The following is a 26656-nucleotide window of genomic DNA, read 5'->3' as shown; positions in this document are numbered from 1 at the left end:
GCCTAATCGCGGGAAACTAGAGGGTACGAGTTTCCGCTTGCCCTGAAAGGACAGAAAGTGGCCACACTTTCCCAGTGGGTTTCTGGGGCGCGTTTGCGCACCTTGCCTATCGTCATTGCCCCGGTTGTCATCGGTACCGCAGCCGCGCTGGGCGAAACTGGAACCGTTCATTGGTTCCGTTTCGTCTTGGCTCTGCTGGTGGGCCTGCTGCTCCAGGTCGGAGTGAACTACTCCAACGACTACTCGGACGGCATCCGAGGCACCGATGACGAACGCGTCGGCCCGCTGCGCCTGACCGGTTCCAAGCTCACCGAGCCGAAGAACGTGCGCAATGCCGCTTTCGGCTGCTTCGGGCTAGCCGCCATCTTCGGTCTGGTCCTGGTCATCATTTCTTCCTCGTGGCCGCTGCTGCTGGTAGGCGTCGCCGCGATCTTCGCCGCTTGGGGCTACACCGGCGGCAAGAACCCCTACGGCTACCGTGGCTTGGGCGATATTTACGTTTTCATCTTCTTCGGCTTGGTCGCCACCTTGGGTACCACCTTCACCCAGATCAACCAGCTGACCATGGCTTCGCTGTGGGGTGCCATCGGCACCGGCCTGATTGGCTGCGCCCTGCTGATGGCCAATAACGTGCGAGACATTCCTACCGATAAAGAGGTGGGAAAGATTACCTTGGCTGTGCGCCTTGGCGAACACAATGCCCGCTTGAGCTACGTGCTGATGCTGACGGTAGCCATCCTGCTCCCCTTGCTGGCCACCAGCGCCTTCCCGTGGATGTGGCTGATCCTGCTCACCTTCGTTCCTGCAGTGGCTCCATCGCTGCTGATGCTTCGCGAGCAGCAGCTGCCAAAGCTGGTGCTGGTGCTCAAGCAGACCGGCATGGTCAATGTCGTATATGCGGTGCTCTTCTCCTTGGCTATCGCCATCGAGGTTTTGGCCTAGCCACCGCTGCAGAAGGAAAAACGAGATGGGCTGGCCGGATCAATTGATCCGGCCAGCCCATCTCGTTAATTGTTCTGCCGGCCATGCGTGAATGGCTGGCTATGCAGTTCGAGGTGAACCTGCGTGGGGAAATTTACTCGGCGCCAGGGGTCTGCTTGCGCTGTGATTCGTCGAATTCATCCTCAACGGCTTCATCAGCTAGCTGCATCCTGGTCTTGTTTGCCGAGGTCTTGCTGAAAGCGTTGCGGATATCTTCGTTCGCCTTTAGCCGAAGTTTATTGAAGAAAAGGTAGGCCACCGCGAAGGCCACGACCAGGCCAATGATTCCGGAAACGAAGATTGGCCACTTCATACCTAACCAGAGGCCCAAGAAAACGGCTAGGAATATGCCTAGGCGGATAACGGTATATTTCACAAACTGCATAGTCTCAATTCTACCGGTGAACCTGTGAACAGGATTATCACTAGAATGGAAGCATGGTCCGCTTATTGATTTTCGCCGCAGTGGTTTCGGTTGCTTTGACGATTTATACCCTGATCGAATGCGCTCGTGCAGAGCGCCGCAGCATTCGTTCATTGCCTAAGCCTGCGTGGATTGCGGTCGTCATCCTCCTTCCGCTAATCGGAGCCGGTTTGTGGTTCCTCCTAGGTCGCCCTGTTGCGTCAAATGGCACCCCTGCGCAGAAGTCCATGGCTCCGGACGACGATGAGGATTTCCTGCGCCAGCTGGAGGTCTGGCGCCGCCAGCAACAGCGTGAAGCCGACTCGAAAGCGCGTGAGCAAGACCTCACTAAACGTGAAGACGTGCAGAAGGCCGATGGCGAGAAACCAGCCAAGCCTGAGGCCAAGGAACCGAAGCCAGGTGCAGAACGCAAGAACAAGCCAGAAGGCACCGACAGCTCTTCGTCTGAAACCGAATAACCCCCTAGTACTGCCGGGATCCCGGCAACCAGCCCAGCACGCGTACCAGCGCCGCTGGGCTTTTTCATGCCTCGTGGAAACTTCGGGCACTCTTGCAGGCGGCCAGGGACGCGGGGCTTCCTCTACGGGCGCTGGAGGGGCGGACGGGGGCAGGCGCCGGTCTGTGCCCCTGCACTTGAGTACCAGGGCCTGCAACGAACGCTTAAAGTACTGCGAGCGGCCTCCCCGCTAAAGGGAAACCGCTCGCAGTGCTGGATTCTTAGGAACTAGACGCCGGCGTAGGAGTGCAGACCGTCGAAGAAGATATTCACGATGGTGAAGTTGAAGACCACGCACAGGAAGCCGATGATCGACAACCAGGCCGAGCGTGGGCCCGTCCAGCCACCGGTGGCACGGGCGTGCAGGTAGCCTGCGTAGACAACCCAGATCACGAAGGACCAGACTTCCTTTGGATCCCAGCCCCAGTAGCGGCTCCAAGCGGCCTCAGCCCAGATCGCACCAGCGATGACAGTGAAGGTCCACATCACGAAGCCGATGGTGTTGATGCGGTAGGCGAAGTTCTCCAATGCGCCGGCACCTGGCACCACGCGCATGAAGGGCAGCTTGTCGTCCTGGCCAGCGGCCAGCCGGTTCATGCGAGCATGCTGTACCAGCTGCAGCACATTCATGGCGAAGCTGATGGCGAACAGTGCCGACGCCAGGACGGCGATGGAGACGTGAATGACGATCCATGGCGACTGCAGGGCAGGAACGAGGTGGCCAACCGGTGTCGGGAAGCCGATGGTGGCACCGCACAGCATCAAGGTGACCAGGCCGGAGATGAAGGATCCCATGAAGCGCAGGTCCTTGAAGATCAGCACCAGCAAGAAGACCAGAGCCACCAGGAATGCACCGGTGGACAGGAATTCGTACATGTTGCCCCAGGGCACTCGGTGCGCGGCTATCGCACGGGAAACCACGGCACCGCCGTGCAGGGCAGCGGCCAGCCACATCAGCACCACGGCAATGCGAGCCGTGGGGCGCTTGGCCGACAACTGCGTGTACTCCATCTTGTCGGTCACGATATGCTCGCCGACGTTGTCGGCACGCACAGCGGCACCCCGGCGCGAACGGGGCTTGGTGCCCACGGCGCCGCCGGCGCTAACCAGCAGTTCCTCGTCGCGCTTGAGCGCTTCGGAATCCATTTCGCTGATGGACTTGTTGGTCTTTGCCAGGTCCAAGGCGAAAATGATGAAGACCACTCCGTAGACCATGGCGGCCAGCAGCATGAACAACTGGCTGTATTCACCCAGCGTTTCATTGATTGGCGCTAATGCCCCAGCGTTATCCATTTACTGCTCCTTGGTTCTGCTCCTGGCTTGCCAATGGCCAAGCCTTGTCAAAGATCTTCTGTAGTTCTGCAGCTTCGCGTTCCAGACGCGGATCCTCGCCACGTGCCAGCAGTGCGTACTCGATACTGCGCTTGCCATTTTCTTGTTTCAGCTTCACCCAGACGCGGCGACGCGGGGTGAACAGCGAGACTGCAAGGCCGATCAGCGCCAGACCTGAGAAAATGCCGATTGGCAGCTTGCCCGGGTCATGATTGATGTCCAATGCAACGAAGCGCTTGAGGTCGTCAAAGGTAATCGAGCCCTTGCCGTCGGGCAGCTCGTAGGTCTGCCCCGCTTCGAGGATGATGCCGCCGGCATCCAAATCACGGCTGTTCAGCGGTTCCATCTTCTCCGTGTCCAGCACGAACACGTTTTGCGGGTTGCCGTCGTCAAGGCCCAGATCCCCGAAGTACGAGTTCAGGTGCAGCTGGGGGTTGATGGCGTTGGGATCGCCCGAGATGCCGAAGCCGTTCTCATCCACCAGTGCGGTTGGCAGCAAGAAGCCCTGGAAGCCCAGCTGCGATGGCTCGGCGTCCGGAACCTTCAGCACGAACATCGAGGTGTAGACCGAATCCTGCGGAATGGAAACCGCCGGGCCGGAATAGGAGACATTGCCGTTGCCATCCTTGACGGTGATCACCGGGGCGTAGCCATTGCCGACCAGGTACACGTCACCGCCGCTGATCCGCAGCGGATGGTTGACCTTCAGCTCCTGCTTCACTGGCTCGGCATCGGGCGATTCGCGCACCTTGACGTGGGCGGTGAAGTCCAGCGGCTGTCCGAAATGCGATTTGGATTCGCGGTCGAAGATGATGTCGAATTTGTCCAGCGTCACAGCAAAGGGCGGCAAATTATCGGCATTGAAGCCGGTGCCCGGGGTGAAGGAGTCGTAGGCCACCAGCGAATTCACGAAGGTCTCCCCCTCGACAACCACGCGCTGCCCGGTGTAGCCCAGGGCTCCGCCGATCGCGGCCGAAGCCAGTACGCCCATCAGCGAGATGTGGAAGAGCAGGTTGCCGATTTCGCGGGTATACCCGCGCTCTGCGGCAACCGAGGCCCCGGTGGCATCCTCGCGGCGCTCGACACGATAGCCGCGCTTCTTCAGGATCCTGAACGAATCCTCGATGACCTGCTGGTCATCGGGCGTATCCGTCTCGCCTTCCAGAATTTCATGCGAGCTGTACTGGGGAAGTCGTTCCAGGCGCACCGGGGTCCTCGGCGGCGGGGTGCGCAAGGCTTTGGCGTGCTTCTTCACACGCGGGATGATGCAGCCAATCAGCGAGACGAACAGCAAGATGTAGATCGCGGAGAACCACACCGATGAATACACTTCGAACATCTGGAAGCGATCCAGCCATGGACCAGCGGTGGTGTGCTGTTCCAGGTACTGGGCTACAGATTCGGGGTTGGCGTCGCGTTGCGGGAAGATCGATCCCGGTACCGCAGCGACGGCGAGCAGCAACAGCAAGAACAAGGCTGTTGGCATCGATGTCAGCTGGGTCCAGATCCAACGCATGGAACCCATGAATCCCAGAGCAGGCGCGTCGCCAGTTCCCTTGGAATTCCGTTGTTGTTTCGCCATTAAATTGGCAACCTCACTTCATTGGCAAACCAGTTTTGCAGTTCTGCTACCCATGTTCCCCACAGACCGGTCACCATGACCAGTCCCAAGGCAATGAGTAGTACCCCGCCCAAACGCATGATGAAAACCTGGTGCTTGCGGAAGAACGCCAGCGCCTGCATGCCGCGCTGCAACCCCATTGCAATCAGGATGAAGGGCAAACCCAATCCGAGGCAATAGAACACAGTCAGGAGCGTTCCACGCCCTACGTTCGCGTCCACACCGGTGGACATGATCAGTACCGCACTCAAGGTGGGGCCGATGCACGGTGCCCACCCCAGGCCGAAGGTCAGCCCCAGAACCGGGGCACCCCACAGGCCTGCAGGCGGTTTCCTGTGGATCTTGCGGTCACGCTGCATCCAGGAGAAGCCGCCCATGAACACGATGCCCATGAAGACCACGACCAGGCCCAATGCCTGGGTGACCCAGGAGCCGTTGAACCTGAGCCACGCGGAGGCCTGGCTGAAAAGCACGCCCGCTGCGATGAAGACCACGGAGAATCCCAGGACAAAGAGCAGTACGCCGGAGACCACGCGGCCGCGCCGGTGCTCCTTCAGATCCGCACCAGTCAACCCGGTGACGTAACCGAGGTAGCCCGGCACCAGCGGCAGGACGCAAGGCGAAAGGAAGGAGACCAGCCCGGCCAGCAGTGCTACTGGGGCAGCCAGCAGCAACGACCCGTCCAGGACGATGTCGGCAAAGGGATTAGTGGTCACTGATCAGCTCACAACTCTTCGGTCAGAGCGGAGTCGATCAATGACTTCAGGGTGCCAGGCTCTACGGCACCGATCACGCGGGCACGGACACGGCCCTGGCGGTCCAGCACCAAGGTGGATGGAACCGCTTGCAACGGGACGTACTTGGTCATCGCCAGCTGGATGTCCCCGGAGGTATCCTGTACCGACTCATAGGGAATCTCGAAAGTGCGCTCGAAGGCCTTCGCCGCTTCGGCTTCATCGCGTACGTTGACGCCAATGAATTCGACTTTCTCGCCGAAGCCTTCAGCGATTTCCTTCAGATCCGGTGCCTCGATGCGGCACGGAGCGCAGGCGGCATACCAGAAGTTCATGACTACGGGCTTGCCCTGCCACTGCGTGAAGTCGATATCGGTGCCATGGTAGGTGGTGGCCTTGAGGGCAACCGGTTCGCTGCGCTTGGAAACTTCGTACTCTTCCACGGCGCCGTCGCCAGCGATGTAGTTCTTGCCGTCGCCGCTGTTTGCTTGCGCGGTCAGCGCATCTTCCTTGCCGCTGCAGGCAGCCAAGGGCACCACGGCGGCGGCAACCATGAGCGAACGCAACATGGTGCGGCGGCTCAAGTGGCGAGGATTAGGCACAGGATCTGTCATTTTGCTTTAGGCTCCAGGGATATTCGCCGCGCCGGCAAGCAGCTCGGGGCACGGTTCGGTGTAACGCACGGAGACCAATTCGTCTCCCTCAAAATCAAAGCTGGTGATGGAAGCCAGGGTGCACTCGCGCTGGCGCGGATCGTGCCACAGCGGCTTCTTCTCGGCGGCGCGGCGCGTAACCCAGATCGGCAGCTGGTGGCTGACGATAATGACTTCCGCTCCTTCGCCGTGCTCGGCGAGGGCGGCCTTGCGGTGCTCATCCATGGCCAGGCGCATGCGAGCAACCTGCTGGGCATATGGTTCGCCCCATGAAGGCTTCAGCGGGTTGACCAGCAGCGGCCAGTACTTCGGCTGACGCAGGTGCTCCGCAACCTTGGACAGCCCTTCCAGCTTGTTGCCGGCTTCGATAACCCGCTCGTCGGTGTGGACCTGCAGATCCAGAGCATTGGAGGTCGGCGCGGCTGTCTGCTGGGCTCGCAGGAGCGGTGAGGCCACCAGACGCACCACGTTGCCGCCTTCTGCTTGGCGCTTGGCAAAATATTCTCCTGCCCCATCGGCCATCTGGAATCCGAGTTCCGAGAGCCCGAAGCCGGGGATCCTGCCGTAGAGCATACGGTCAGGGTTGAAAACTTCCCCGTGGCGCAACAAATGGACGGTCGATAAAGGCATGCCTCCAGTGTCTCAAATATTCGGTGCAAATTAGCCATATTGTGGCCACCGTCAACTATTCACAGGACACGCATTGGAATCCCATATGGAAAAACCATCCTTTCGGAGGGGTTTCTCACAATCGACTGCCATTACGCTTAGTCAATAAGACAGTTCGACCAGAAGGACGCATCATGAGCGACAACGATCCTAACCAGCCGGGCCAGCCCTACAACCCGGGCCCTTCCGGCCAGGGTTCATCGCAGAACCCGTACGGCGAAAACCCCTACGGCCAGCAGCCCTCGCCGTACGGCCAGAACCCGTACGGCCAGAATCCGAATCCTTACGGGCAACCGCAGGCACCGGGCTACGACCAGTATGCCCAGCAGGGAGGTTACGCCGGCGTGCAGCCGCCGACCGAGCGGCCACGGACCTTGGCTATCGCCTTTGGCTTGATCATGCTCGCGGGCATCTTCAGTGCCCTCGCCAGCTGGCTGATGACCAACTCCAACATGATGGCCAACATGATTGGCCAGCAGTGGTCGCTGGTGCAAGAAGAGTTCCAGAACCAGATGCAGAGCACCCCGGGCATGGAGCAGGATCCACTGGTTGAACAGATGATGGCAAGCCCTGAGGCCTTCATGGCCCAGGTCAATTCCATGATGTCGACCTTCGTGATTATCTCCATGATCATCACCTTGGCCCTGTATTTCCTGGTGGGCTTCTTCGTTGGCCGCGGCGTGGGCGCCATGCGAATTATCGCCACGATCCTCGGTGCGCTTTCACTGCTGAATCTGGTGACTATCGTTCCAATGATCAGCATGTTCGCTGACACTCAAGCCGGAATTATCAACGCTGTCTACGTTGTGGGCATCTTGTTGGGCATTGCAGGCGTGGTCTTCGCCTGGTTGCGCCCTTCTTCGCAATACATTGCGCAGCGCCGCCAGGCTCGCCTGGCCGGCTTCCGCTAAACGCATGGCCGAGCCTCTTCGCGAGGCCCTGCAGGGACAATAAAGGCGTAGCCGCTCCATCCACCCAAGGGATGACGCGGCTACGCCTTTTCTCGTCTGCGCGGCTTCAGCCTTGAACGGCGAGGTATGCCAGGATCTGCAATTCAGTGGAAAGATCAACGCGCCGCAGGTTCATGCCCGCGGGTACGCGAAGCGGCATCGGTGCGAACGAGAGCACCGAGCGGACCGAAAGCGCGGCCAGTTCGTAGACCAGGTCCTGCGCAGCATCGCCCGGAATTGCCAGAACAGCGATGTTGATTTCTTCGCGTTCAACCACTGCGGCCAAGTCCGCGATCGCTTCCACGTGCAGCTCGCCGACCGGGCTGCCGACCAGTGCGGGGTCGATATCCAGGATCGCCTTGACGTTGAAGCCACGAGTCCTGAAGCCTGCATATCCGCTGAGCGCGCGCCCCAGGTTACCGGCGCCGAGGATGGCCACACGCCAGTCCTGGTTCAGGCCGAGGGTGCGGCTGATATGTTCTGCCAGTTCGCGGACCACGTAGCCCACCCCGCGGGTTCCGTAGGAACCCAACCAGGAAAGGTCTTTGCGCAGGATGGAGGGGTTCACTCCAGCTTCCTTGGCCAGCACCCCGGAACTGGTGCGTTCCAGGCCCTGGGCTTCCAAGGCGTTCAGCGCGCGCAAGTACTGGGTCAGTCGAGCCAGCGTGGCCTCAGGCAGGACCCGGGCTTCAAGCTCTGACATCTTCGTTCTCCCGCACTTTTCGGTGCTCTTGAAGAGCACAACGCATTTTCATTTATTCGGCAGCGGCTAGCTGCTCAGTAGTCGTTCCAGACGCTGTGCGTCGATGTGCCAGAAGTCGCGGACTTCTCCGTTGATCAGCAGAACCGGCACTTCCTCGTGGTGCTTGGCCAGCAATTCAGGGTGCTGGTCAATATCCAGTTCGGAAAACTCCATATTCAACCGGCCAGTCACCTCGGCCACGGTTGCGCGTGCGGCCTGGCACAGGTGGCAGCCTTCTCGAACCAACAGCTGGATCTGATTCAAAGTACTCACCTGCCTATAATCTCACGAGCCGTAACCGCCCTTAAACTTGGCAATGAAATAAACTGGATCAAATGTCTTCCATCGATCATCACCCCAGCCCGAATTCCGCCCTGGCTCCGGACACGGTCGCCGCTTTCTTCGATGTAGATAACACCCTTGTGCGCGGTGCATCGCTGTATCTGCTGGCCCGGAAACTGCATGAGCGCCGCTTCTTCCAATTCCGCGAAATCCTCTGGTTCGCGCTCAAGCAGTTGCGCTTCGCCGCGCGCGGTGAGCACCTAGGGGACATTCACCAGATTCGCGACCGTGCGTTGATGATGGTCCGAGGGATCCCGGTGTCCGAGATCGAGAAGATCGGCAACGAGATCTATGACGAATACATCGAACCCAAGCTATGGACCGGTACGGTAGCCATTGCTCGCCAGCATCGGACGGTGGGCCGTGAAGTCTGGCTAGTCACTGCCACTCCCCTGGAAGTGGCGAATGTCATCTCGCAACGTCTCGAACTTACCGGTGCATTGGGCACTGTAGTGGCCAGCGAAGACGGTTTCTACACCGGAGCGCTGGCCAGCCCGATCCTGCACGCTGCGGAAAAAGCGCAAGCGGTGCGCACCCTGGCGAAGGCTCGCGGCATCTCGCTGTCGAAATCATGGGCATACTCGGATTCCTACAATGATGTTCCCTTGCTTGAAGCTGTGGGACACCCCGTATGCATCAATCCCGATGCGCGGCTTCGCGCCTACGCCAAGCGCCGCGGCTGGCAGGTCTACGATTTCCGCACCGGCCAGCGAGCTGCCAAACTAGGCCTGAAGGCCGCTGGAGTGCTTGGTGCGCTCTGGGCGGCGCGACGGTCCATTCTGCGCCGTTCCGGCTCTTAGGCCGGCGCTGGGCGGCTTTGGATAAAGCAATCGCCACCGTTCAACAGTTTCACTGTGAAGCGGTGGCGATGATTGCCAAGCGGCAAATGCTCAGAAGTAGATTTACTTCTTATTACGACGCTGGTGGCGGGTCTTACGAAGCAATTTGCGGTGCTTCTTCTTCGACATACGCTTGCGGCGCTTCTTGATAACAGAGCCCATAGTGGTTCCTCACAAACTAAATAAATGCGTCAACCCCAAATGCCTGCTTGCGCGCGAGCCCAAGGACAAGGTTGACCGGACGTTAAACGTTCCTTAACAGATTACCCGCTTTTCGGTCATGCTCTGACCATCGCGCGGACTATCGACCGTAAGAACCGGTACCGTGCTGCGGATCAATGGCCGCGGCATTCAGATATGATTCCACGGCGTTTTCCGGAACGCGATAGGAGCGACCGAACTGAACAGCAGGCAAATCACCGGCGTGGATCAGCCGATAAACGGTCATTTTGGAAACGCGCATCATGTCGGCCACTTCGGCCACAGTCATGAAACGGGCTCCGGCAAAATTCTGTTTATCCGTCATGCGGGATATTCTCCTGACGCTGATCTCTTATTCGTCGCGTTAATTTAGCGAAGATGAACTTACACGACTTTGGATCAACATCGGCGGTTCAGGTTCACGTTCGCTTTGTACTAGTCTAATCGCACTTTTGTAACTTTTGCATCACGAAACACACACGTGACCATCTGAATCACATTTTTTGATGCCTGAACGAGACAATCCGCGTGATTTCACCGGGTCCCCAATGAATTCACGCGGATTGCAGCGCTGCAGATTATTAGATGACGCCCTGTGCGAGCATTGCGTCTGCGACCTTCACGAAGCCCGCGATGTTGGCGCCGGCGACGTAGTTCCCCGGCATGCCGTACTCGTCTGCAGTAGCAGCACAGCTGGTGTGGATGCCGACCATGATCTCAGTCAGGCGACGCTCGGTGTGCTCGAAGCTCCATGCATCGCGGCTGGCGTTCTGCTGCATCTCCAGAGCGGAGGTAGCAACACCACCAGCGTTGGCTGCCTTGCCCGGGCCGAAGAGCACCCCTGCATCCTGGAAGATCGAGGTCGCTTCAGCGGTAGTAGGCATGTTGGCGCCTTCGGCCACTGCGATGGTGCCAGCAGCAACCATCTTCTTTGCGGCCTCAGCGCCCAATTCGTTCTGGGTTGCGCAGGGCAGCGCCACGGTGCCTGCAACGTCCCAGACGCTGCCACCGGCAACGTACTTCACCTTCTTGGTGCCACGGCGTTCGGCATACTCGGAGATGCGGCCGCGCTCAACTTCCTTGATCTGACGCAGCAGATCCAGGTCGATGCCGCCCTCGTCAACGATGAAGCCGGCCGAGTCGGAAGCCGTAACGACCTTCGCTCCCAGTGCCTGCGCCTTCTCGATGGCGTGGATTGCCACGTTGCCCGAACCGGAAACGACCACGCGCTGGCCATCGAAAGTCTGGCCGCGGGTCTTGAGCATTTCTTCAGTGAAGATCACTGCGCCGTAGCCGGTGGCTTCCGGGCGAACCAGGGAACCGCCCCAGCTCAAGCCCTTGCCCGTCAGCACACCGGACTCGTAGCGGTTGGTGATGCGCTTGTACTGGCCGAAGAGGTAACCGATTTCGCGGCCGCCAACGCCGATATCGCCGGCTGGCACGTCGGTGTATTCGCCAATGTGGCGGTAGAGCTCAGTCATGAAGGACTGGCAGAAGCGCATGACTTCGCCATCGGACTTGCCGCGCGGGTCGAAGTCCGAGCCGCCCTTGCCGCCGCCGATGGGCATGCCGGTCAGGGAGTTCTTGAAGATCTGTTCGAAGCCCAGGAACTTGACGATGCCAAGGTAAACCGATGGGTGGAAACGCAGACCGCCCTTGTATGGGCCCAGAGCCGAGTTGAATTCAACGCGGAAGCCGCGGTTGATCTGCACGCGGCCTTCGTCGTCAACCCATGGCACTCGGAAGATGATCTGGCGTTCAGGTTCGCACAAACGCTGCAGGATTGCGGCTTCGGCGTATTCAGGATGCTTGACCGATACAGCTTCAAGGCTGTCGAATACTTCCGTGACGGCCTGGTGGAATTCTGCTTCGCCGGGATTGCGGCGGAAGACTTCGTCGCGAATCGTCGCTAAGTGCTTATCCAAGTTTTTCTCCTCATCACTTGGGGCAGGCACAGGCGCACAAGGGGCCTCATTGCCGGCGTCACTGCCCCGCACACGAGAATGCCATGCTGGGCATTCTGAACAAAATTTTCATGTTATAAAACAGGATTGCGCGCGTAACTTAAAAGATTGACCATATTGCACGGTTGCAGCGCCGAAGACTGGACAAGAGCTAGCGCCGACGCCCGAACCGCGGAAGTTTCTCGAAAAACTCTTGCGCACGTCCAGTAACTTGTTCCAGGCCTTGGCCAACGCGCCGCCCGATCTGCTGAGCCGTTGGATTCGATACCGCTGCCAGCTGCCCCTCGGCTTCGGCCTGCGTGGTTGCCAGCTCCTGGCCCTCCGGTTGGGCAGGTACCAAATCGGCGCACCAGCGCACGAGATCTTCCAGCGCTGAGGTATCAATGCTGTAGATGCGCCGCTGCCCGGCAGCGGCCATGCTCACGAGTTCAGCTTCGCGCAGCACCTTCAAGTGCTTGGAAACAGTCGGCTGCGAGATCTCCAGTTCAGTGACCAGAGTGCCCACTGCTTTCGGCTCGTTCTTGAGCGCTTCTATTATCTTTCGTCGGGTTGGTTCAGCCAACGCCGAAAACACTTCATCAATTGCCACACACATAACCCTAACGGCATATGAACGGTTGGCAATCGATTTCCATGCCTAAAATGCTGTGAGGTCTCGCCTCTGTCTCCGTTGGCCGCAGCCATGCGAGGCTAGTCGAACCATGGATCGAGCCCGAAAAGCGGGAATATCTCCTTGCGTGTAGCAATGATGGTTCGGTCTACCGGATCGGCCGGATCATAGCCGACTTCCCAATTGCGCCACCACAGCTGGGCGTCATCGCCCATGAGGTAAGGCATGGCACGGCCGTACCTTTCCAGAACGTAGCGGCGGAAGGTCTCGGGAACATAGGTACGCAACGGCACCGGCTTGCCGGCAACAATCGCCGTCAGATGGGTCCAGGTACGCGGCACGACGGCGGTGACGTTGTATCCCCCGCCTCCGGTAGCCAGCCACCGGCCTTCGCACAGCTCATCTGCCAACTGGGATATGTCCAGGGCCGCCTGGCGTTGCGCATCAACAGACAGCTTCAAGTTGGTCATGTCATCATCACGGTGCGCATCGCAACCGTGCTGGGAGACGATGATTTCGGGCTTGAAGGCGCGTACCAGCTGCGGAACGATCGCATGGAAGGCACGCATCCACCCGGAGTCCCCGGTCATTGCCGGCAGAGCAACATTTACTGCGCTGCCTTCGGCGTTCTTGCCGCCAATTTCATTGGCGAATCCCGTACCGGGGAACAGTGACAGCCCGGATTCATGGATGGAAATGGTCAGCACGCGTTCGTCATCCCAGAAGATCGACTCGGTGCCATCCCCGTGATGCGCGTCCACATCGATGTAGACCACGCGTTGGGCACCCTGTTCCAGCATGCGATGGATCGCGGCAGCAGCGTCATTGTAGATGCAGAAACCGCTGGCCTTGCTTTTCGCGGCGTGGTGCATGCCGCCGGCGAAGTTCACCGCACGGACCACCTCTTGGTCCATGATGGCTTGGGCCGCTGCTACCGAACCGCCAACAATGCGCCCGGCGGCTTCATGCATCCCGGCGAATACCGGGTCGTCTTCGGTGCCCAAGCCGAATTCTTCGGCAACGAGTGTTGGATCCTGGCTCACCCGCCGCACCTGATCGATATAGCTCTGGTCATGGACGGAGCCGATGACCGCATCGTCGGCAATATCCGGAGCCTGTATCGTGACGTTCGGCGCATCGAAGATATCCAGCTCATCGCTGAGTCGATAGGTCAGTTCTAGCCGTGAAGGGTGCATGGGATGCCAGTCGCTGAATTTGTACTTCAGATACTCTTCATCCCACATCACCATGGTGGGCCGTGGGGCATGCTGCGGATCTAACACGATTTCAGGCTACCCGATAGTGACCCAACTCATGAATTCATGGCAGTTTGCGCGGCTTGTCGGGTCTTTAGCCGGGCAACACAAGCGTTTAGCGGTGGAAACGCGTAAATTACTAGAAGGACTTCAAATCCTCATGGCAAAGAACTGTTCCCCAGGAAACGGCGAGTAATAAATGAGCACAGCCAGTGCATCGGGCCCCAGCGCCCGGGCAGCTGAAATGCGCGAACAGCGACGCAAGAAATGGCTGACCGTTCGCATCGCAGTTGCGGACTTCACCGTGCGCTCCCCCGCGCGCTTGACTCTTGGCGCCTTCTTGCTGGCTATCACGTTGTTCACCTCCCTGCTCGCGGCGCCGTTTTCCTCGGCCACAGGGGAAGCCACCGCGCTGCATGACGCATTATTCACCGCTGTGTCGGCAGTTTGCGTTACTGGCCTAACGACCGTCTCCACCGCTGTGCACTGGTCATTCGCCGGTCAGCTGATCATGCTGGTCGCAACGTTCATGGGCGGCCTGGGCATTTTGACCCTGGCCTCCATCATGTCCCTGGCGGTATCCCGCAAGCTGGGCGTGCGAGCCAAGCTGATGGCGCAGAATTCGATGAACAGTTCTGGAGCCTCAGCGCTGGGTGAAGTAAGCTCATTGCTGCGCATCGTGATCCTCACAGCGATCAGCCTGCAGGCGGTCATCGCGCTCTTTCTGATCCCGCGCTTCTACATTCTGGGTGAAAGCGTCCTGTCCGCCATCTGGCATGGAATCTTCTATGCCGTCTCGGCTTTCAACAATGCAGGCTTCACCCCGCACTCCGACGGATTGGTTCCCTACGAAACCGACCTGTGGATCCTGGGCCCATTGATGGCCGGCGTGTTCACCGGTTCCTTGGGTTTCCCGGTGATCATGGTGCTGCTGGCGCACAAGTTCAATATGAAGAAGTGGAACCTGCACACCAAGCTGACCATGCTCACCACCACCATCCTGCTCTTTGCCGGATCCTTCCTGTGGCTGATTTTCGAATGGGCCAATCCCAAGACCATCGGTGGCTTATCCATCAGCGACAAGCTCATTCATGGCTTCTTCGCCTCCACCATGACCCGTTCTGGCGGCTTCAACCTGGTGGATCAGAACGACATCCACCAGGTGACCATCTTGTTGACCGACGCATTGATGTTCGCCGGTGGCGGTTCAGCTTCTACTGCTGGCGGCATCAAGGTCACCACCATTGCCGTGATGTTCTTGGCGATCTTGGCCGAGGTCCGTGGCGATACTGACGCGAAGGCCTTTGGCCGGCAGATTCCGCAAGGCACCATGCGCGTGGCCATCTCCGTGGTCGCCATGGGTGCTTCGCTGGTGATGGTCGCTACCGGCGCACTCGTGACCATCGACGAATCGGTGGGCTTCTCGCGAGCCCTGTTCGAGTCGATCTCGGCCTTTGCTACCGTGGGCCTGAGTAGCGGGGTTTCGCAAGAAGTGCCTCCGGCCGGCAAGTATGTGCTCAGCGCGTTGATGTTTGCCGGACGCATCGGCAGTATTACGCTCGCCAGCGCGTTGACCATGCGCCACCGCAATACGCTGTTCAGACTCCCAGAAGAAAGGCCGCTCATTGGCTGACAAGAACATAGACCACAATGCCCCGGTGCTGGTTATCGGCCTGGGCCGCTTCGGTGCATCTGTCGCTGAAACGCTGGTCAAGCAGGGGCGCGAAGTGCTGGCCATTGAGCGCAGCCCGGAGCTCGTTCAGCAGTGGGCCAGCACCTTGACCCACGTGGTCGCGGCCGACGCGACCAATATTGACGCCCTGCGCCAGCTCGGCGCCCAGGAATTCTCCTCTGCCGTCGTGGGCGTGGGTACCTCCATCGAATCATCCGTGCTGATCACCGTGAACCTGGTGGATCTGGGCATTGAGCATCTGTGGGTCAAGGCCATTACGCCCTCCCATGGCAAGATTCTTACCCGCATTGGTGCCAACCACGTCATCTACCCGGAAGCCGATGCCGGTGTGCGTGCCGCGCACCTGGTCGGTGGCCGCATGCTCGACTTCATCGAATTCGATGACGGCTTCGCCATCGTGAAGATGTACCCTCCGAAGGAGACCCAGGGCTTCACCTTGGCCCAGTCCCAAGTCCGCTCCAAGTACGGGGTGACGATCGTTGGTGTGAAGTCCCCGGGCGAGGATTTCACCTACGCCATGCCGGATACCATGGTGACTCGCCGAGATGTCCTGATCGTCTCGGGGCACGTGGACCTGCTCGAGCGTTTCGCAGCACGCCCGTAGGGCACGAGGATCGTGAATACGGCGGTGGCCGGCAACCAATCGGTTGCCGGCCACCGCCGTATTGAATGCTCGTTCCTAGCCGAGCTCTTCACTCAGCTGCGCTGCACGGGCGGCTGCCGCTTGCGTGCCCGCAGCAATAATCTTTGGAATTCCCTGCTCATCGAAGGTGGCGATAGCCTGCTCGGTGGTGCCCTTCGGGCTGGTTACCGCCTTGCGCAGGGTCGCGGGATCCGCGTCAGGGTTCGAGAGCATCTTGCCGGCACCGGCCACAGTGGCACGTGCCAGCGCGATTGAAAGCTTTTCATCCAAGCCCATGGCCACACCGGCATTGGCCATGGCCTCAGCCAGGTAGAAAGCATAGGCCGGACCGGACCCGGAAATTGCCGAGAGCGCATTTTGCTGCTCTTCGTCGATGACGTGCACGTCGCCGGATCCGGAGAGCAGATCGGTGACCAACTTGGTCTGCTCGTCGCTCACGCTTGCCGCCGGGCTGATTCCCACCACGCCGGCACCGACCATCAAAGGGGTGTTCGGCATGGAACGGATGACCGGCTGGCCAGCTGGCAGATGAGACTGCATGCTGCTCAGGGTGATAGCGGCGGCTACGGAAACAACGACCTTCTGCGCGTCCAGCGATCCGGAAATCTCCTCGCACAGTTCGGTGATGCCTACCGGCTTCACGCCCAGGAAGATAATGTCTGCGCTGGCGGCAGCCCGGCGGTTGGCTTCGGGATCTTCCTCGCTGACCAAGACGTTGATGCCCAATTCGCGCAGTTCCGCTACGCGGTTATCGCTTCGCACGGTAGCGGTGATGAGCTGCGGGTCATGGCCCGAGGCGATAATGCCACGCAGGATGGCGCCGTTCATGGAGCCGGCGCCGAGGAAGGACAGGGACAGATTCTTTGTTGCTTCACTCATATGGCTATTGTGTCATTGGCTTGGGGTCGCTGCCGACTGTTAAGTGCTGGCGGGCAAATTCTAGGGTCTTTCCCAGCCATTCTTCTTTTTGCCCGGTGTTGCGAGCTTTGCGTGTGGAGACCTCGACCGCTACGGTTCCGCTCCAATTGGCATCACGCAGATATTGCAGCGTTTCGGCCACCGGTTGGGTGCCCAGGCCTGGCACAAGGTGCTCGTCTTTGCCGTTATCCAAACCATCGCACAGATGAACGTGCGCCAGTCGCTGGCCCAGGTCCTCGACGGCTTGGCGCGAATCCATATTGGCAATCGCCGCATGGGAGAAATCCCAGGTCACATGCTGGTAGTGCTGCGGGACTGGGTTCCAGTGCGGAAGGTACATTTTCGCTTCACGGCCCCGGGCACGCCATGGGTACATGTTTTCCACGGCGATTTTCATCCCCGTGGTCTCAACCAATCGCTGCACGCCTTCGGCGAATTCTTCGGCGTAGGCGCCCTGCCACCTGAATGGCGGATGGGCGACAACCACATTTGCGCCGACCGCTTGGGCCAGGATGACCGAACGTTCGATCTTGGCCCAAGCAGAGCCCCACACCTGCTGGGTGAGCAGCAATGTCGGTGCGTGGATGGCCATGATCGGCAGTTGGTACTTGTCCATCAAGGCTTTGAGCGCGGTCGCAGATTGGCTGGCTGCGTTGCCGGTAATCAGCACTTCCAGCCCGTCGTATCCCACGTCCTTGGCCATCGCGAAGGCGTCATGGACGGTCAGCGGATAAACTGACGCGCTAGAGAGGGTGACTGGCACCTTCATTGTGCTCTTCTGGTCTTCCATGCTCTTGCCTCCTGTTACCGTGTCCACTGTGCGGGCACCGCTTAGCCAAGAAGGTTAGCTGCTGGGTTTGGCGAGAAATTTGTACTTCTCGTTATCCAGAGCTACTTCCCCAACTCCAACGCTACTACTGAGCGGTGTCGCAGAGTCAAACATCACGTGATCAAAACGTCGCAGCATCAAGCCTTCACGAATCGCCCAAGGGCAAATCCGCACAGATTTCAGTTTCAAGGCATTCATCGCTTCGTGAGCGACAATCGCCCCGGCAAGCAGTTGCGGGGCGCGAATCTCCGAGACACCGGGCAGTTCTGCCCGTTCAGCCCAGCTCATCGCGGTCAATCGGTTGGTCCACAATTTCAATGCGTCACGATTGAGCACGCGCTTAACATAGGGGCCTTCCGTGCTCGGCGCGGCTCCGGTGATGCGAGCCAGCGAGCGGAAAGTCTTGGAAGTAGCGGTGGCCAAGGTGGGCTTGCCATACTGGCGCAGCTCGGTAGTCGGGTCCGTGAGAACGTCGCGCACGTACGTACGCAGTTCCTTGACTTCCTTAATGGACGGCAGGTCGTTAGGAAGCCATTCGCGGGTCAGACGGCCGGCGCCCAGGGGCACGGAAAAGGCTGTTTGCGGGAACTCGTCAACGCCCAAGGCCAGCTCCAGCGAGCCTCCGCCCATATCCAGGTTCAGGATGGATTCCGAAGACCAGCCAAACCAACGGCGTACGGAGTAGAAGGTCATGCCGGCTTCTTCTTCGCCGGTCAGTTCCATCAAGCTCACGCCCGTCTCGACTTCGACGCGTTCCAGGACGGCAGCACCGTTGGAGGATTCGCGAATCGCTGAAGTGCAGAAAGCCATGAAGTCCTCAACCTGGTGGTTTTCGGCGAACTTGGCGGCTTCCTTGATGAAGGAGATCAGCTCGCGCTGGCCCTCTTCAGTTATGGCGCCATACTCATTGAGGTAGCGCACCAAGGACAAGGGTCGCTTGTGCGAGGCATAGGGAACCGGGCGGGCTCCCGGATATGCATCGACGAGCAACAGGTGAACGGTATTCGAACCGATATCCAATACACCGAGTCTCATGGTGCGCTCCTCGTTAGGCCTGGCAAGAAAGACTAGTCAGTCTTTTTCGCGGTCGTCTTCTTGGCCGTAGCCTTCTTCGCCGGGGTCTTCTTGGCTGCTGGCTTCTTGGCCGGCGCCTTCTTTGCCGTGCGCTTCACCGGTCCGCGGGCACGTTTGTCGGCCAGCAGCTCGATAGCCTGCTCGCGTGTCAGTTCCTCCAGGGAGGTAGTGCGCGGAACGGTGATGTTGGTGACGCCGTCGGTGATGTATGGACCGAAGCGGCCATCCTTGACCACGATGTTCTTCTCGCTGGTCGGGTCCACTCCGAACTCGGCCAATGGCGGTACCGCGGCACGACGGCCACGCTGCTTCGGCTGCGCGTAGATCGCCAGCGCTTCGTCCAAGGTGATCGTGAAGATCTGCTCTTCGCTCTCGATCGAGCGCGAATCGCTGCCCTTCTTCAGGTACGGACCGAAGCGGCCGTTCTGCACGGTGATCTCTTCGCCGTCAGCGTCAGCACCCAGTACACGAGGCAGGCTCATCAGCTTCAGGGCATCTTCCAAGGTCACTGATTCGACAGTCATGGACTTGAACAGCGACGCGGTGCGCGGCTTGACCTTGGTTGGCTTCTTCGGCGGCTTCGGCTTGCCATTCTTGTAGTACTCGACCGGCTGGGCCGCCAATTCCTCTTCGGTTGGCTCCGGGATGATCTCGGTGACGTAGGCGCCGTAGCGGCCATCCTTGGCTACGATCTGGCGACCGGTTTCCGGATCAATGCCCAAGTGCATTTCGGAGACCTGCGAGTTGGCAAAGAGCTCCTCTGCCTTTTCGGCAGTCAGCTCATCCGGGGCCAGATCCTCAGGCACGTTGGCGCGCTGCGGCTCGGTGCCTTCCTCGGCGCCTTCCGGGATGGCACGTTCCAGGTACGGGCCGAACTTGCCCACACGCAAGGTGATGTCGTCGGTGACCTTGATCGAGTTGATCGCACGGGCGTCGATGTCGCCGAGGTTATCGACCACATGCTTCAAGCCTTCGGATTCGGTCTCCGCGCCCTTGCCGAAGTAGAACAGGTTCAGCCAGTCGGTGCGGGCACGATGGCCCTTGGCGATCTCATCGAGATCATCTTCCAGGCGGGCGGTGAAATCGTAGTCCACGTACTTCGCGAAGTGCTCTTCGAGCAAGCGGATCACCGAGAAGGCGATCCAGCTCGGCACCAGGGCGCCGCCTCGCTTGGTGACATAGCCGCGGTCCATGATCGTGGAGATGGTTGGCGCGTAGGTCGACGGGCGGCCGATCTCGCGCTTTTCCAGCTCGGCCACGATCGAAGCTTCGGTGTAACGAGCCGGCGGGGAGGTTTCGTGGCCCAGAGCGGTCAGTTCATCGCCGGCCAGCTGCTGGCCCACAGCCAGCTGCGGCAGGCGGGCTTCGGCATTCTCTGCCGCGGCTTCCAGGGCCTGTTCGTCCTTGCCCTCCTCATAGGCGGAAAGGAAACCGCGGAAGGTGATTACGGTGCCGGAGGCCGAGAACTCGGCCACGCGCTGATCGCTGGCGGTGCCCTGCAGCTTGATGGTGGCGGTGAAGCCCTTGGCATCGGCCATCTGCGAGGCGACGGTGCGCTTCCAGATCAGCTCGTACAATGCGTACTCGTCCTTGGACAACGAGGAACGCACGTCCTTCGGGCGGCGGAACATGTCACCGGCCGGGCGGATTGCCTCGTGGGCTTCCTGCGCGGCATCGTTCTTCGCCTTGTAGACGCGCGGCTTGGCTGGAACGGAATCCGCGCCATACAGTTCGGTTGCCTGCTTGCGCGCGGCATTCACTGCCTCGCCTGAGAGGAAGACCGAATCGGTACGCATATAGGTGATGTAGCCGTTTTCATACAGCCGCTGAGCGATCTGCATGGTGATCTTGGAGCTCCAGCGCAGCTTGCGGGATGCTTCCTGCTGCAGCGTGGAGGTGGTGAAAGGGGCGGCCGGACGACGGGTGTACGGCTTGTCCTCGACGGAGGTCACCGCAAAGCCGGTGTCCGACAGGTTCGCCACCAGCGACTGGGCCGACTCCTGATCCAGGTGGGCCAGCTTATTGCGGGTGGTCTTCAGCTGGCCGCGGTCATCGAAGTCACGGCCGGAGGCGACACGGGCGCCGTCCACTGCCGAGAGCTTCGCTGCGAAGCCTTCGCCTTCACTGGTGGCGAAGTTGCCCTTCACATCCCAGTATCCGGCGGGGATGAAGGCCATGCGTTCGCGTTCGCGCTCGACGACCAAACGGGTTGCCACGGACTGCACGCGGCCTGCGGACAGCCCGCGAGCCACCTTGCGCCAGAGCACCGGTGAAATTTCGTAACCATAGAGGCGGTCCAGGACACGGCGGGTTTCCTGGGCGTCGACGAGGTCGGTATCGAGCTCGCGCATGTTTTCCAGTGCGCGGGCGATGCCTTCCTTGGTGATTTCGGTAAATGCCAGGCGGCGTACCGGAACCTTTGGCTTCAGGACCTGCAGCAGGTGCCACGCGATGGCTTCGCCTTCGCGGTCCGCATCGGTTGCGAGGTAAAGTTCGTCAGCTTCTTTGAGCTTCGCCTTCAGTTCGGAAACGCGCTTCTTCTTGTCCGGGTAGACCATGTAGTAAGGCTCAAAGTCGTTGTCCAGATCGACAGCGAACTTGCCTACTGAGGTCTTTTTCAGCTCGGTTGGCAGTTCTGAGGGCTGCGGAAGGTCGCGGATATGGCCCACTGAGGCATCCACGTCAAAGCCTTCACCCAAATATTTGGCGATCGACTTCACCTTGGCAGGAGACTCCACGATTACGAGTTTCTTACCAGTCTTTTCCTTGGCCTTGGGGGGCACAGCACTCCTTTAGACAACACGGACCTTGGACACCCATTTCCGGGCCCTGATCGATCCGCCATCGCAGCTTCGTTCTTCATGCCTACTCTATAAGCACATTTCCCGATGATCTTACACCGAAGAATCTGCGCTCCCTGAGCCGGGCATACTTATGATGATGCCTCCCCCATGCTCTGGTATTCGGGAAGCAATGAGATTAAGTAGAACATACGCCGCGAATCAATACTGCGTTCCTCGGCTGTTGCCTGTGCCTCGTATTCGTAGACCAGATCCAGCATTCTGCGGTTGAACTCGCGTTGCTTGGCTTCCGAGAGGAAGACCAAACCGCTAGTCAGCATCGGCGGACGATCCGGGTCCGGAGCGATTCCGGTCTTCGCTTCTGCCTCGCGCCGCTGGACTTCAGCATTGAGCCGGGTGCGGAATGCGTTCAATTGCACGTTCAAGTACGCAGTTTTGGCGTTCGCCGAGTCGATCTGCGTGTTCAGCTCTAGCCGTTCACCAGCCGCTCGCCACCGCCGCTCGCGTGCGTCTCCTTCGCTGGCAGCACGAATCACGTACCCGTACTTCTCCAGGGCCCGGAGGTGATAGCTCATGGCGCTAGGTGTCAGCGCACACAAGGATGCAAGTTCTGTAGCGGTGCGGGTGGTCTGCGAAGCAAAGAGCTCATCCAAGACGATCAGTCGAGCGTCATGGGCCAACGCTCGAATCGCCTGGGGGTCAGTGATCGAGACAACTTGTGGGATTTCCGCCTCATCGCGCGAGGCGGCCCCACCTTGTTCCTCAATTGTGTTCCGTGTCATAGGGAAAAACTTTAGCGCTTGTTTCACATTTTCTGAAGCAGGCCATGTCGCAAGAGTCGCTTCACTGCTTCATAAAGCAGGTCCGCGAAGTCTTCTTGCCCTTCTCCAATCAAGGAATCCAACGCGTTGACTAGTTGCGATACCGACAAATCACCATCGCAGGCGGAAACAAATCCTGCCTGCGCGGTATCAAGCAATTCAGTACGGCGCAGCCCTGCCCCCTGCCGCAGCAAGATCACGCCGGGGTGCTCCGCCCCCGGACGCTGATGGCGCTCCTCAGTAACATCCTCGGCCGCCAGCAGGTGCCAATCCTTGAACCCTTCATTGGCGGCGGCCAGCTGGTCGGACATGGCAATGTCCCGCTGCAGGGTCGGGGCCAGCGGCTGTTCCACCTGGTGCGAGATCTGCTCGTAGCGCTGCAGTACCGGATGGCCTGCGGCTGGACGGCGGAAGTACACCAGACCGAAGCCGATGGCACCCACGCCGCGGGACTCGAAGTCATCGAGGTATGCGTTGTAGGCGGAGATGTATGAAGTGCTGTCCTCGGTCTGGGAAGAGTCGCGCAGCCATGTCTCGGCGTAGCCGCTTGGCGTTGTTTGCTCGCGCTCGATCACCCATACGTCCAGCTGGTCGCCGAACCACTGGCGCACGCGGGCATCCCACGGCTGGTTGGATTCATCATCTAGGCGAGGAATCTCCCAGTTTGACAGCATTTGCATGCAGCCACCCGGCGCCAGGAAGCCAGGAGCCTGCTCGATCAAGGTGCTCACCAGCGTATCGCCGGCCATCCCGCCATCACGGTAGGTGAACCGGTCCTTGGCGCGCTCGTTGCTGCTTCGCGGGGTAATCACGAACGGCGGGTTGCTGGCGATCAGGTTGAAAGTGGATCCAGCCACCGGATCGAACAGGCTTCCCTGGAGCAGGGTGACCCGCGATTCGAGGTTATCCGGATCCAGCTCCAGGGCCTGGTAGTTGAGCATCAGGTTGAAGCGGGTGAAGCCCAGGGCTCGGGCCGACAGGTCTGTGGCCGTAACATGCTCCGCGTGCGATAGCAGATGGAACAGCTGGATGCCGCAGCCGGTACCCAAGTCCAGTGCGCGCTCGACCTTTTCGCGGATCGTGATCTGCGCCAGGGTCAGGGACGCCTGGCCAATGCCCAGCACATGGTCGGTGCGCAACACGCCGGGACGCTGGTGGGCACCCAGGTCGTGGGCCACCCACAATTCACCGTCAGCATCGGAGGAATGCAGCGCCAGGGCAATCTTGGCCCGGTAACCGGTAGCCCAGGACTCGATCAGGCCCAGCTTGAGCAATCCGTCGGTCTTCAATGTCGGGAAGGCGGCATTGATGGCCGCGTCTTCCTGGGTCTGGCCCATTTGGAAGAGGCGAACCACACAGGCAAGCGAGCTATCTGGCCTGCTACGATCCAGGTTTCGCAAGGCAGGGTGGAGCTGGTCGCGGGCAAATGCTGCCGCAGCTTCCTCACCAAGCAGCCCCGCAACATTTTCATAGTTGTACCCGACATCAGTGAGGTCTTTGGCTAGCGAGTCGATGAGCAGTTGATTGTAGCTCTGGGGAGCGTCATCAATGGAAGAAAATTCAGCAGCATTCACACCTCCAAGTCTACCGAGTAACTCAACGGGCGATAGCTAGGCCAGGCAAACTACGGCGACCTATGATGTGGGCATGACCCAAGTAACGGTGACCTATCTCCAGCAACTCGACTCCGCTGATGTCATTCGCTCGGCCAAGTCCTTGCCCGAGGACGCCCGGATCGAGCTGGCCAAGGAGATCACCCCGGAATTTTCGCGGTTTCTGTATCAGAGCGTGGGCAGCGAATTGAACTGGTCTGACCGCCTGGGTTCGACCCGAGACCAGTGGGACGAAGTGCTCCGACGCCCGGGCTCAGAAACCTGGGTGCTCTACCAGCACGGTGCTCCCCAGGGGTACGTGGAGCTCGTCACGGAAGTCGCGGACGCCGGCAGCGAGGTCGAGATCTTCTACTTCGGCTTATTTCCCGAAGCTACCGGCCGCGGCCTTGGCGGGGTGCTGCTCAGCGAAGCACTGCAACAGGCCTGGGCCCTGGGTTCACGATGGCCGCAGCTGCCTGAGGTCAGCCGGGTATGGCTGCATACCTGCTCACTGGACGGACCGGCGGCGCTACCGAACTACCAGGCGCGAGGGCTGAGAATCTACCGGACCGAGGTGGAACAGGTCGACGTCAAGGATGCGTCGCGCGGAATGTGGCCGAAGGTGACCGCATAGAAAACGCGGCCTGGACTTATGGAAAGTCCAGGCCGCGGTTGGTGAAAGCTGAAGTTAGGCGTCTACGGTGCTGCAGTCTGGGCAGCGGCGCAGTGCTTCGTCCTTTGCGCAGTCCTCGCAGAACAGGCGCAGGTTGCGGCAGGCCGGGTCCGAACAGTTCTCGAACTTGTTGGTTGGACCTTGGCAGCCCACGCATTCACCGATGGTGACAGCGTCTTCGGAGAATTCGGTATGCATGCGCTTATCGAAAACGTAGAGAGAGCCTTCCCATAGGCCTTCATCCCCGTACTTCTCGCCATAGCGGACGATGCCGCCCTGCATCTGGTACACCTCTTGGAATCCGCGTTTGACCATCAAAGCCGAAAGCACTTCGCAGCGAATGCCGCCGGTGCAGTAGGTGACCACCGGCTGGTCCTTCAGGTGGTCGTACTTGCCCGAATCCAGCTCGGCAACGAAATCGCGGGTGGTGTCCACTTCGGGGACAATCGCGTCCTTGAACTTGCCGATCTGCGCTTCGAATGCGTTGCGGCCATCGAAGAAATGGACCTTCTCGCCGGTCTTCTTCTTGTTGTCAACCAGCTCGTGAAGTTCTTCGGGGCGCAAGTGGGTGCCACCGCCGACAACACCGTTCTCGTCAACTTCCAGTTCGCCAGGAGCGCCGAAGGTCACGATCTCGTCGCGAACCTTGACGGAGATACGCGGGAAGTCTTCTGCCGAACCTTCCGACCACTTGATATCCATCTTCTTGAAAGCTGGCAGTTCTCGCGTGGCCTTGACGTAGGCCTTGACTGCGGAGATCTCGCCACCAACGGTGCCGTTGATGCCGTCTTTGGAGATGATGATGCGTCCGCGCAAGCCCCAGCGCTCCAGCAGCGAGCGCTGCCAAAGGCGGATTGCCTCCGGGTCTGGGAGCGGAGTAAAAGCGTAATACAGAACAATACGATGAATGGCCACCCTACAATGTTAGTAGCTTTTGGCCGCGAAACGCCGAGGAAAAGAGCAATGTCACATTGATCTTTCCCGAAAATATCGAGCTCTCGGCCAGTGCAATAGTTCCAAGTAGGCAACGATTAGTTCAATGTCAGCTAATTCCTAGGAAAGACAAGGTAGGGTCAAATTATGGCATCAAACGCAAGCGATGAACTGATTGGCACCTGGGTAGCAGGCTGGGCTGGGGCTCGTGGTTATGAAACCCGCAACGAAGGACGGGTCCACGCTGCGCTGCGCCACGACACCACTGAAGACTGGGAATACGTCATCTATGGTCCCTCCAAAGAGGAACTCGCAGCAGTAGCCGAGACCCTGACGAAGCACCCGAACCGTCGGCTGACGGCTTTCGACGACTCCGCCGAGAATCTGGTTGCCATTGCGGCTGAAGTAGGCCTGCAGGTCACTGCCGATGACGAAGCACTGATGGTCACCGAACTAGCCGTGCACGACGTCGAGGTCCCACTGCCTGCAGACGGCTTCGTCTTCCAGATTGAACGCGATGGCACTCATGCCTACGTGTCGCTGCATCCCGAGGACAACCAGGAAGTCGTTGCGGCATCCGGCCATGTCTCAGCAGTTGGCGGATACGCAATCTTCGACCGCATCATCACCGGCGCCGATTTCCGCCGCAAGGGCCTAGGTACCCTGATCATGCGTGCGCTGGCTTCGCTGGCTCAAGAACACGATGTTGATGAAGGCCTGTTGATCGCTTCGGTCGATGGCCAGCAGCTTTACGCTTCGCTGGGCTGGACTTCGCTGGGCAAGGTTGTCATGTTCAAGGCCTAGGGCCTCCAAGATTACTCTTATCGCCGTGCTTGACGCTTCCGCGTCAAGCACGGCGATAGTC

At 59.6% G+C, this 26656-nt stretch carries 28 protein-coding genes; 8 read left to right on the top strand and 20 right to left on the bottom strand.

All coding sequences use genetic code 11. The features are described 5' to 3' along the window. Positions 1 to 57 precede the first annotated feature (57 nt). The gene (locus CQ012_RS14820) at positions 58 to 942 is read left to right on the top strand and encodes a 1,4-dihydroxy-2-naphthoate polyprenyltransferase (protein WP_105656946.1); all 885 of its coding nucleotides are present in this window, start codon (positions 58 to 60) and stop codon (positions 940 to 942) included. A 133-nt stretch (positions 943 to 1075) separates the two neighbouring features. Here the strand turns inward: CQ012_RS14820 and CQ012_RS14815 are convergent, their stop codons facing one another. Then, the gene (locus tag CQ012_RS14815) at positions 1076 to 1366 is read right to left on the bottom strand and encodes a DUF4229 domain-containing protein (protein WP_105656947.1); all 291 of its coding nucleotides are present in this window, start codon (positions 1364 to 1366) and stop codon (positions 1076 to 1078) included. A gap of 53 nt (positions 1367 to 1419) precedes the next feature. Here CQ012_RS14815 and CQ012_RS14810 point away from each other — a divergent pair, with 53 nt between their 5' ends. Then, entirely contained in the window at positions 1420 to 1863 is a 444-nt protein-coding gene (locus tag CQ012_RS14810; RefSeq protein WP_105656948.1) for a PLD nuclease N-terminal domain-containing protein, read from the top strand. Positions 1864 to 2129: 266 nt separating this feature from the next. On the opposite strand, the gene ccsB is transcribed toward CQ012_RS14810, so the two are convergent. From ccsB to CQ012_RS14785, 5 genes are read right to left on the bottom strand one after another with little or no spacing between them, the layout of a single operon-like run. After that, positions 2130 to 3194: a c-type cytochrome biogenesis protein CcsB gene (gene ccsB, locus CQ012_RS14805; RefSeq protein ID WP_105656949.1), complete on the bottom strand. Its 1065-nt coding sequence runs from the start codon at positions 3192 to 3194 to the stop codon at positions 2130 to 2132. Further along, complete coding sequence (gene resB / locus CQ012_RS14800) at positions 3187 to 4815, bottom strand: cytochrome c biogenesis protein ResB (protein WP_105656950.1); 1629 nt, start codon at positions 4813 to 4815, stop codon at positions 3187 to 3189. The genes ccsB and resB overlap by 8 nt, the downstream gene beginning before the upstream one ends. Next, positions 4815 to 5570, bottom strand: coding sequence for a cytochrome c biogenesis CcdA family protein (locus tag CQ012_RS14795; protein WP_105656951.1), 756 nt, complete (start codon positions 5568 to 5570; stop codon positions 4815 to 4817). Before CQ012_RS14795 ends, resB begins: the two co-directional genes overlap by 1 nt. 8 nt (positions 5571 to 5578) lie before the next feature. Continuing rightward, positions 5579 to 6172, bottom strand: a complete 594-nt coding sequence (locus CQ012_RS14790) for a TlpA family protein disulfide reductase (RefSeq protein WP_332485937.1) — start codon at positions 6170 to 6172, stop codon at positions 5579 to 5581. 36 nt (positions 6173 to 6208) lie between these two features. Further along, the gene (locus tag CQ012_RS14785; RefSeq protein ID WP_105656953.1) at positions 6209 to 6871 is read right to left on the bottom strand and encodes a histidine phosphatase family protein; all 663 of its coding nucleotides are present in this window, start codon (positions 6869 to 6871) and stop codon (positions 6209 to 6211) included. Positions 6872 to 7044: 173 nt separating this feature from the next. On the opposite strand from CQ012_RS14785, the gene CQ012_RS14780 reads away from it, so the two are divergent. Beyond that, entirely contained in the window at positions 7045 to 7821 is a 777-nt protein-coding gene (locus CQ012_RS14780; protein ID WP_105656954.1) for an AI-2E family transporter, read from the top strand. Between the two features lie 106 nt (positions 7822 to 7927). Here the strand turns inward: CQ012_RS14780 and CQ012_RS14775 are convergent, their stop codons facing one another. Next, entirely contained in the window at positions 7928 to 8602 is a 675-nt protein-coding gene (locus CQ012_RS14775) for a redox-sensing transcriptional repressor Rex (protein WP_286134124.1), read from the bottom strand. A 27-nt stretch (positions 8603 to 8629) separates the two neighbouring features. Continuing rightward, complete coding sequence (locus tag CQ012_RS14770; protein ID WP_332485935.1) at positions 8630 to 8875, bottom strand: glutaredoxin family protein; 246 nt, start codon at positions 8873 to 8875, stop codon at positions 8630 to 8632. Positions 8876 to 8937: 62 nt separating this feature from the next. Between CQ012_RS14770 and CQ012_RS14765 the strand changes: the two genes are divergently transcribed. Next, entirely contained in the window at positions 8938 to 9744 is an 807-nt protein-coding gene (locus CQ012_RS14765) for an HAD family hydrolase (RefSeq protein ID WP_105656956.1), read from the top strand. A 102-nt stretch (positions 9745 to 9846) separates the two neighbouring features. Here the strand turns inward: CQ012_RS14765 and CQ012_RS14760 are convergent, their stop codons facing one another. From CQ012_RS14760 to CQ012_RS14740, 5 genes are all read right to left on the bottom strand, one after another. Beyond that, positions 9847 to 9945, bottom strand: a complete 99-nt coding sequence (locus tag CQ012_RS14760) for a 30S ribosomal protein bS22 (protein ID WP_005504750.1) — start codon at positions 9943 to 9945, stop codon at positions 9847 to 9849. 139 nt (positions 9946 to 10084) lie between these two features. Then, positions 10085 to 10309 carry a helix-turn-helix domain-containing protein gene (locus CQ012_RS14755; protein ID WP_013349804.1) on the bottom strand — a complete coding sequence of 75 codons (225 nt, stop codon included), beginning with the start codon at positions 10307 to 10309 and terminating at the stop codon, positions 10085 to 10087. 256 nt (positions 10310 to 10565) lie between these two features. Continuing rightward, complete coding sequence (gene gdhA / locus CQ012_RS14750) at positions 10566 to 11909, bottom strand: NADP-specific glutamate dehydrogenase (RefSeq protein WP_105656957.1); 1344 nt, start codon at positions 11907 to 11909, stop codon at positions 10566 to 10568. Positions 11910 to 12099: 190 nt separating this feature from the next. Then, entirely contained in the window at positions 12100 to 12543 is a 444-nt protein-coding gene (locus tag CQ012_RS14745; RefSeq protein WP_353615988.1) for an ArsR/SmtB family transcription factor, read from the bottom strand. Between the two features lie 95 nt (positions 12544 to 12638). Then, entirely contained in the window at positions 12639 to 13808 is a 1170-nt protein-coding gene (locus tag CQ012_RS14740) for an acetoin utilization protein AcuC (protein ID WP_181148815.1), read from the bottom strand. 205 nt (positions 13809 to 14013) lie between these two features. Between CQ012_RS14740 and CQ012_RS14735 the strand changes: the two genes are divergently transcribed. Both CQ012_RS14735 and CQ012_RS14730 read left to right on the top strand, forming a co-directional pair. Next, entirely contained in the window at positions 14014 to 15447 is a 1434-nt protein-coding gene (locus CQ012_RS14735) for a TrkH family potassium uptake protein (protein ID WP_105656958.1), read from the top strand. Positions 15448 to 15472: 25 nt separating this feature from the next. Beyond that, on the top strand, positions 15473 to 16111 hold the full coding sequence (locus CQ012_RS14730; RefSeq protein WP_105657082.1) for a potassium channel family protein: 639 nt from the start codon (positions 15473 to 15475) through the stop codon (positions 16109 to 16111). A 75-nt stretch (positions 16112 to 16186) separates the two neighbouring features. Here CQ012_RS14730 and proC read toward each other — a convergent pair whose 3' ends face one another. From proC to CQ012_RS14700, 6 genes are all read right to left on the bottom strand, one after another. Beyond that, the gene (proC, locus tag CQ012_RS14725) at positions 16187 to 17029 is read right to left on the bottom strand and encodes a pyrroline-5-carboxylate reductase (RefSeq protein ID WP_105656959.1); all 843 of its coding nucleotides are present in this window, start codon (positions 17027 to 17029) and stop codon (positions 16187 to 16189) included. Between the two features lie 4 nt (positions 17030 to 17033). Then, complete coding sequence (locus CQ012_RS14720; RefSeq protein WP_105656960.1) at positions 17034 to 17858, bottom strand: sugar phosphate isomerase/epimerase family protein; 825 nt, start codon at positions 17856 to 17858, stop codon at positions 17034 to 17036. A gap of 54 nt (positions 17859 to 17912) precedes the next feature. Beyond that, positions 17913 to 18932 (bottom strand): Ppx/GppA family phosphatase, encoded by a 1020-nt coding sequence (locus CQ012_RS14715; RefSeq protein ID WP_105656961.1) that lies wholly within the window; start codon positions 18930 to 18932, stop codon positions 17913 to 17915. A gap of 32 nt (positions 18933 to 18964) precedes the next feature. Continuing rightward, positions 18965 to 21754 carry a type I DNA topoisomerase gene (gene topA / locus CQ012_RS14710; RefSeq protein WP_105656962.1) on the bottom strand — a complete coding sequence of 930 codons (2790 nt, stop codon included), beginning with the start codon at positions 21752 to 21754 and terminating at the stop codon, positions 18965 to 18967. A gap of 149 nt (positions 21755 to 21903) precedes the next feature. Next, complete coding sequence (locus CQ012_RS14705) at positions 21904 to 22554, bottom strand: ArsR/SmtB family transcription factor (protein ID WP_105657083.1); 651 nt, start codon at positions 22552 to 22554, stop codon at positions 21904 to 21906. Between the two features lie 23 nt (positions 22555 to 22577). Then, complete coding sequence (locus tag CQ012_RS14700) at positions 22578 to 24167, bottom strand: DUF7059 domain-containing protein (RefSeq protein WP_105656963.1); 1590 nt, start codon at positions 24165 to 24167, stop codon at positions 22578 to 22580. Positions 24168 to 24240: 73 nt separating this feature from the next. Between CQ012_RS14700 and CQ012_RS14695 the strand changes: the two genes are divergently transcribed. Next, positions 24241 to 24819 (top strand): GNAT family N-acetyltransferase, encoded by a 579-nt coding sequence (locus CQ012_RS14695; RefSeq protein WP_105656964.1) that lies wholly within the window; start codon positions 24241 to 24243, stop codon positions 24817 to 24819. Between the two features lie 54 nt (positions 24820 to 24873). On the opposite strand, the gene trhO is transcribed toward CQ012_RS14695, so the two are convergent. After that, positions 24874 to 25773 carry an oxygen-dependent tRNA uridine(34) hydroxylase TrhO gene (gene trhO, locus CQ012_RS14690; protein ID WP_105656965.1) on the bottom strand — a complete coding sequence of 300 codons (900 nt, stop codon included), beginning with the start codon at positions 25771 to 25773 and terminating at the stop codon, positions 24874 to 24876. 165 nt (positions 25774 to 25938) lie between these two features. On the opposite strand from trhO, the gene CQ012_RS14685 reads away from it, so the two are divergent. Then, a complete protein-coding gene (locus tag CQ012_RS14685) occupies positions 25939 to 26595 on the top strand; it encodes a GNAT family N-acetyltransferase (protein WP_105656966.1) in 657 nt (218 codons plus the stop codon). Positions 26596 to 26656 lie beyond the last annotated feature (61 nt).

Source organism: Arthrobacter sp. MYb214 (genome assembly GCF_002979865.1).
In the GTDB taxonomy this organism is placed as follows: Bacteria; Actinomycetota; Actinomycetes; order Actinomycetales; family Micrococcaceae; genus Glutamicibacter.
The sequence above is the reverse complement of the archived record's forward strand: the minus strand, read 5'-3'. Positions and strand labels throughout refer to the sequence as shown.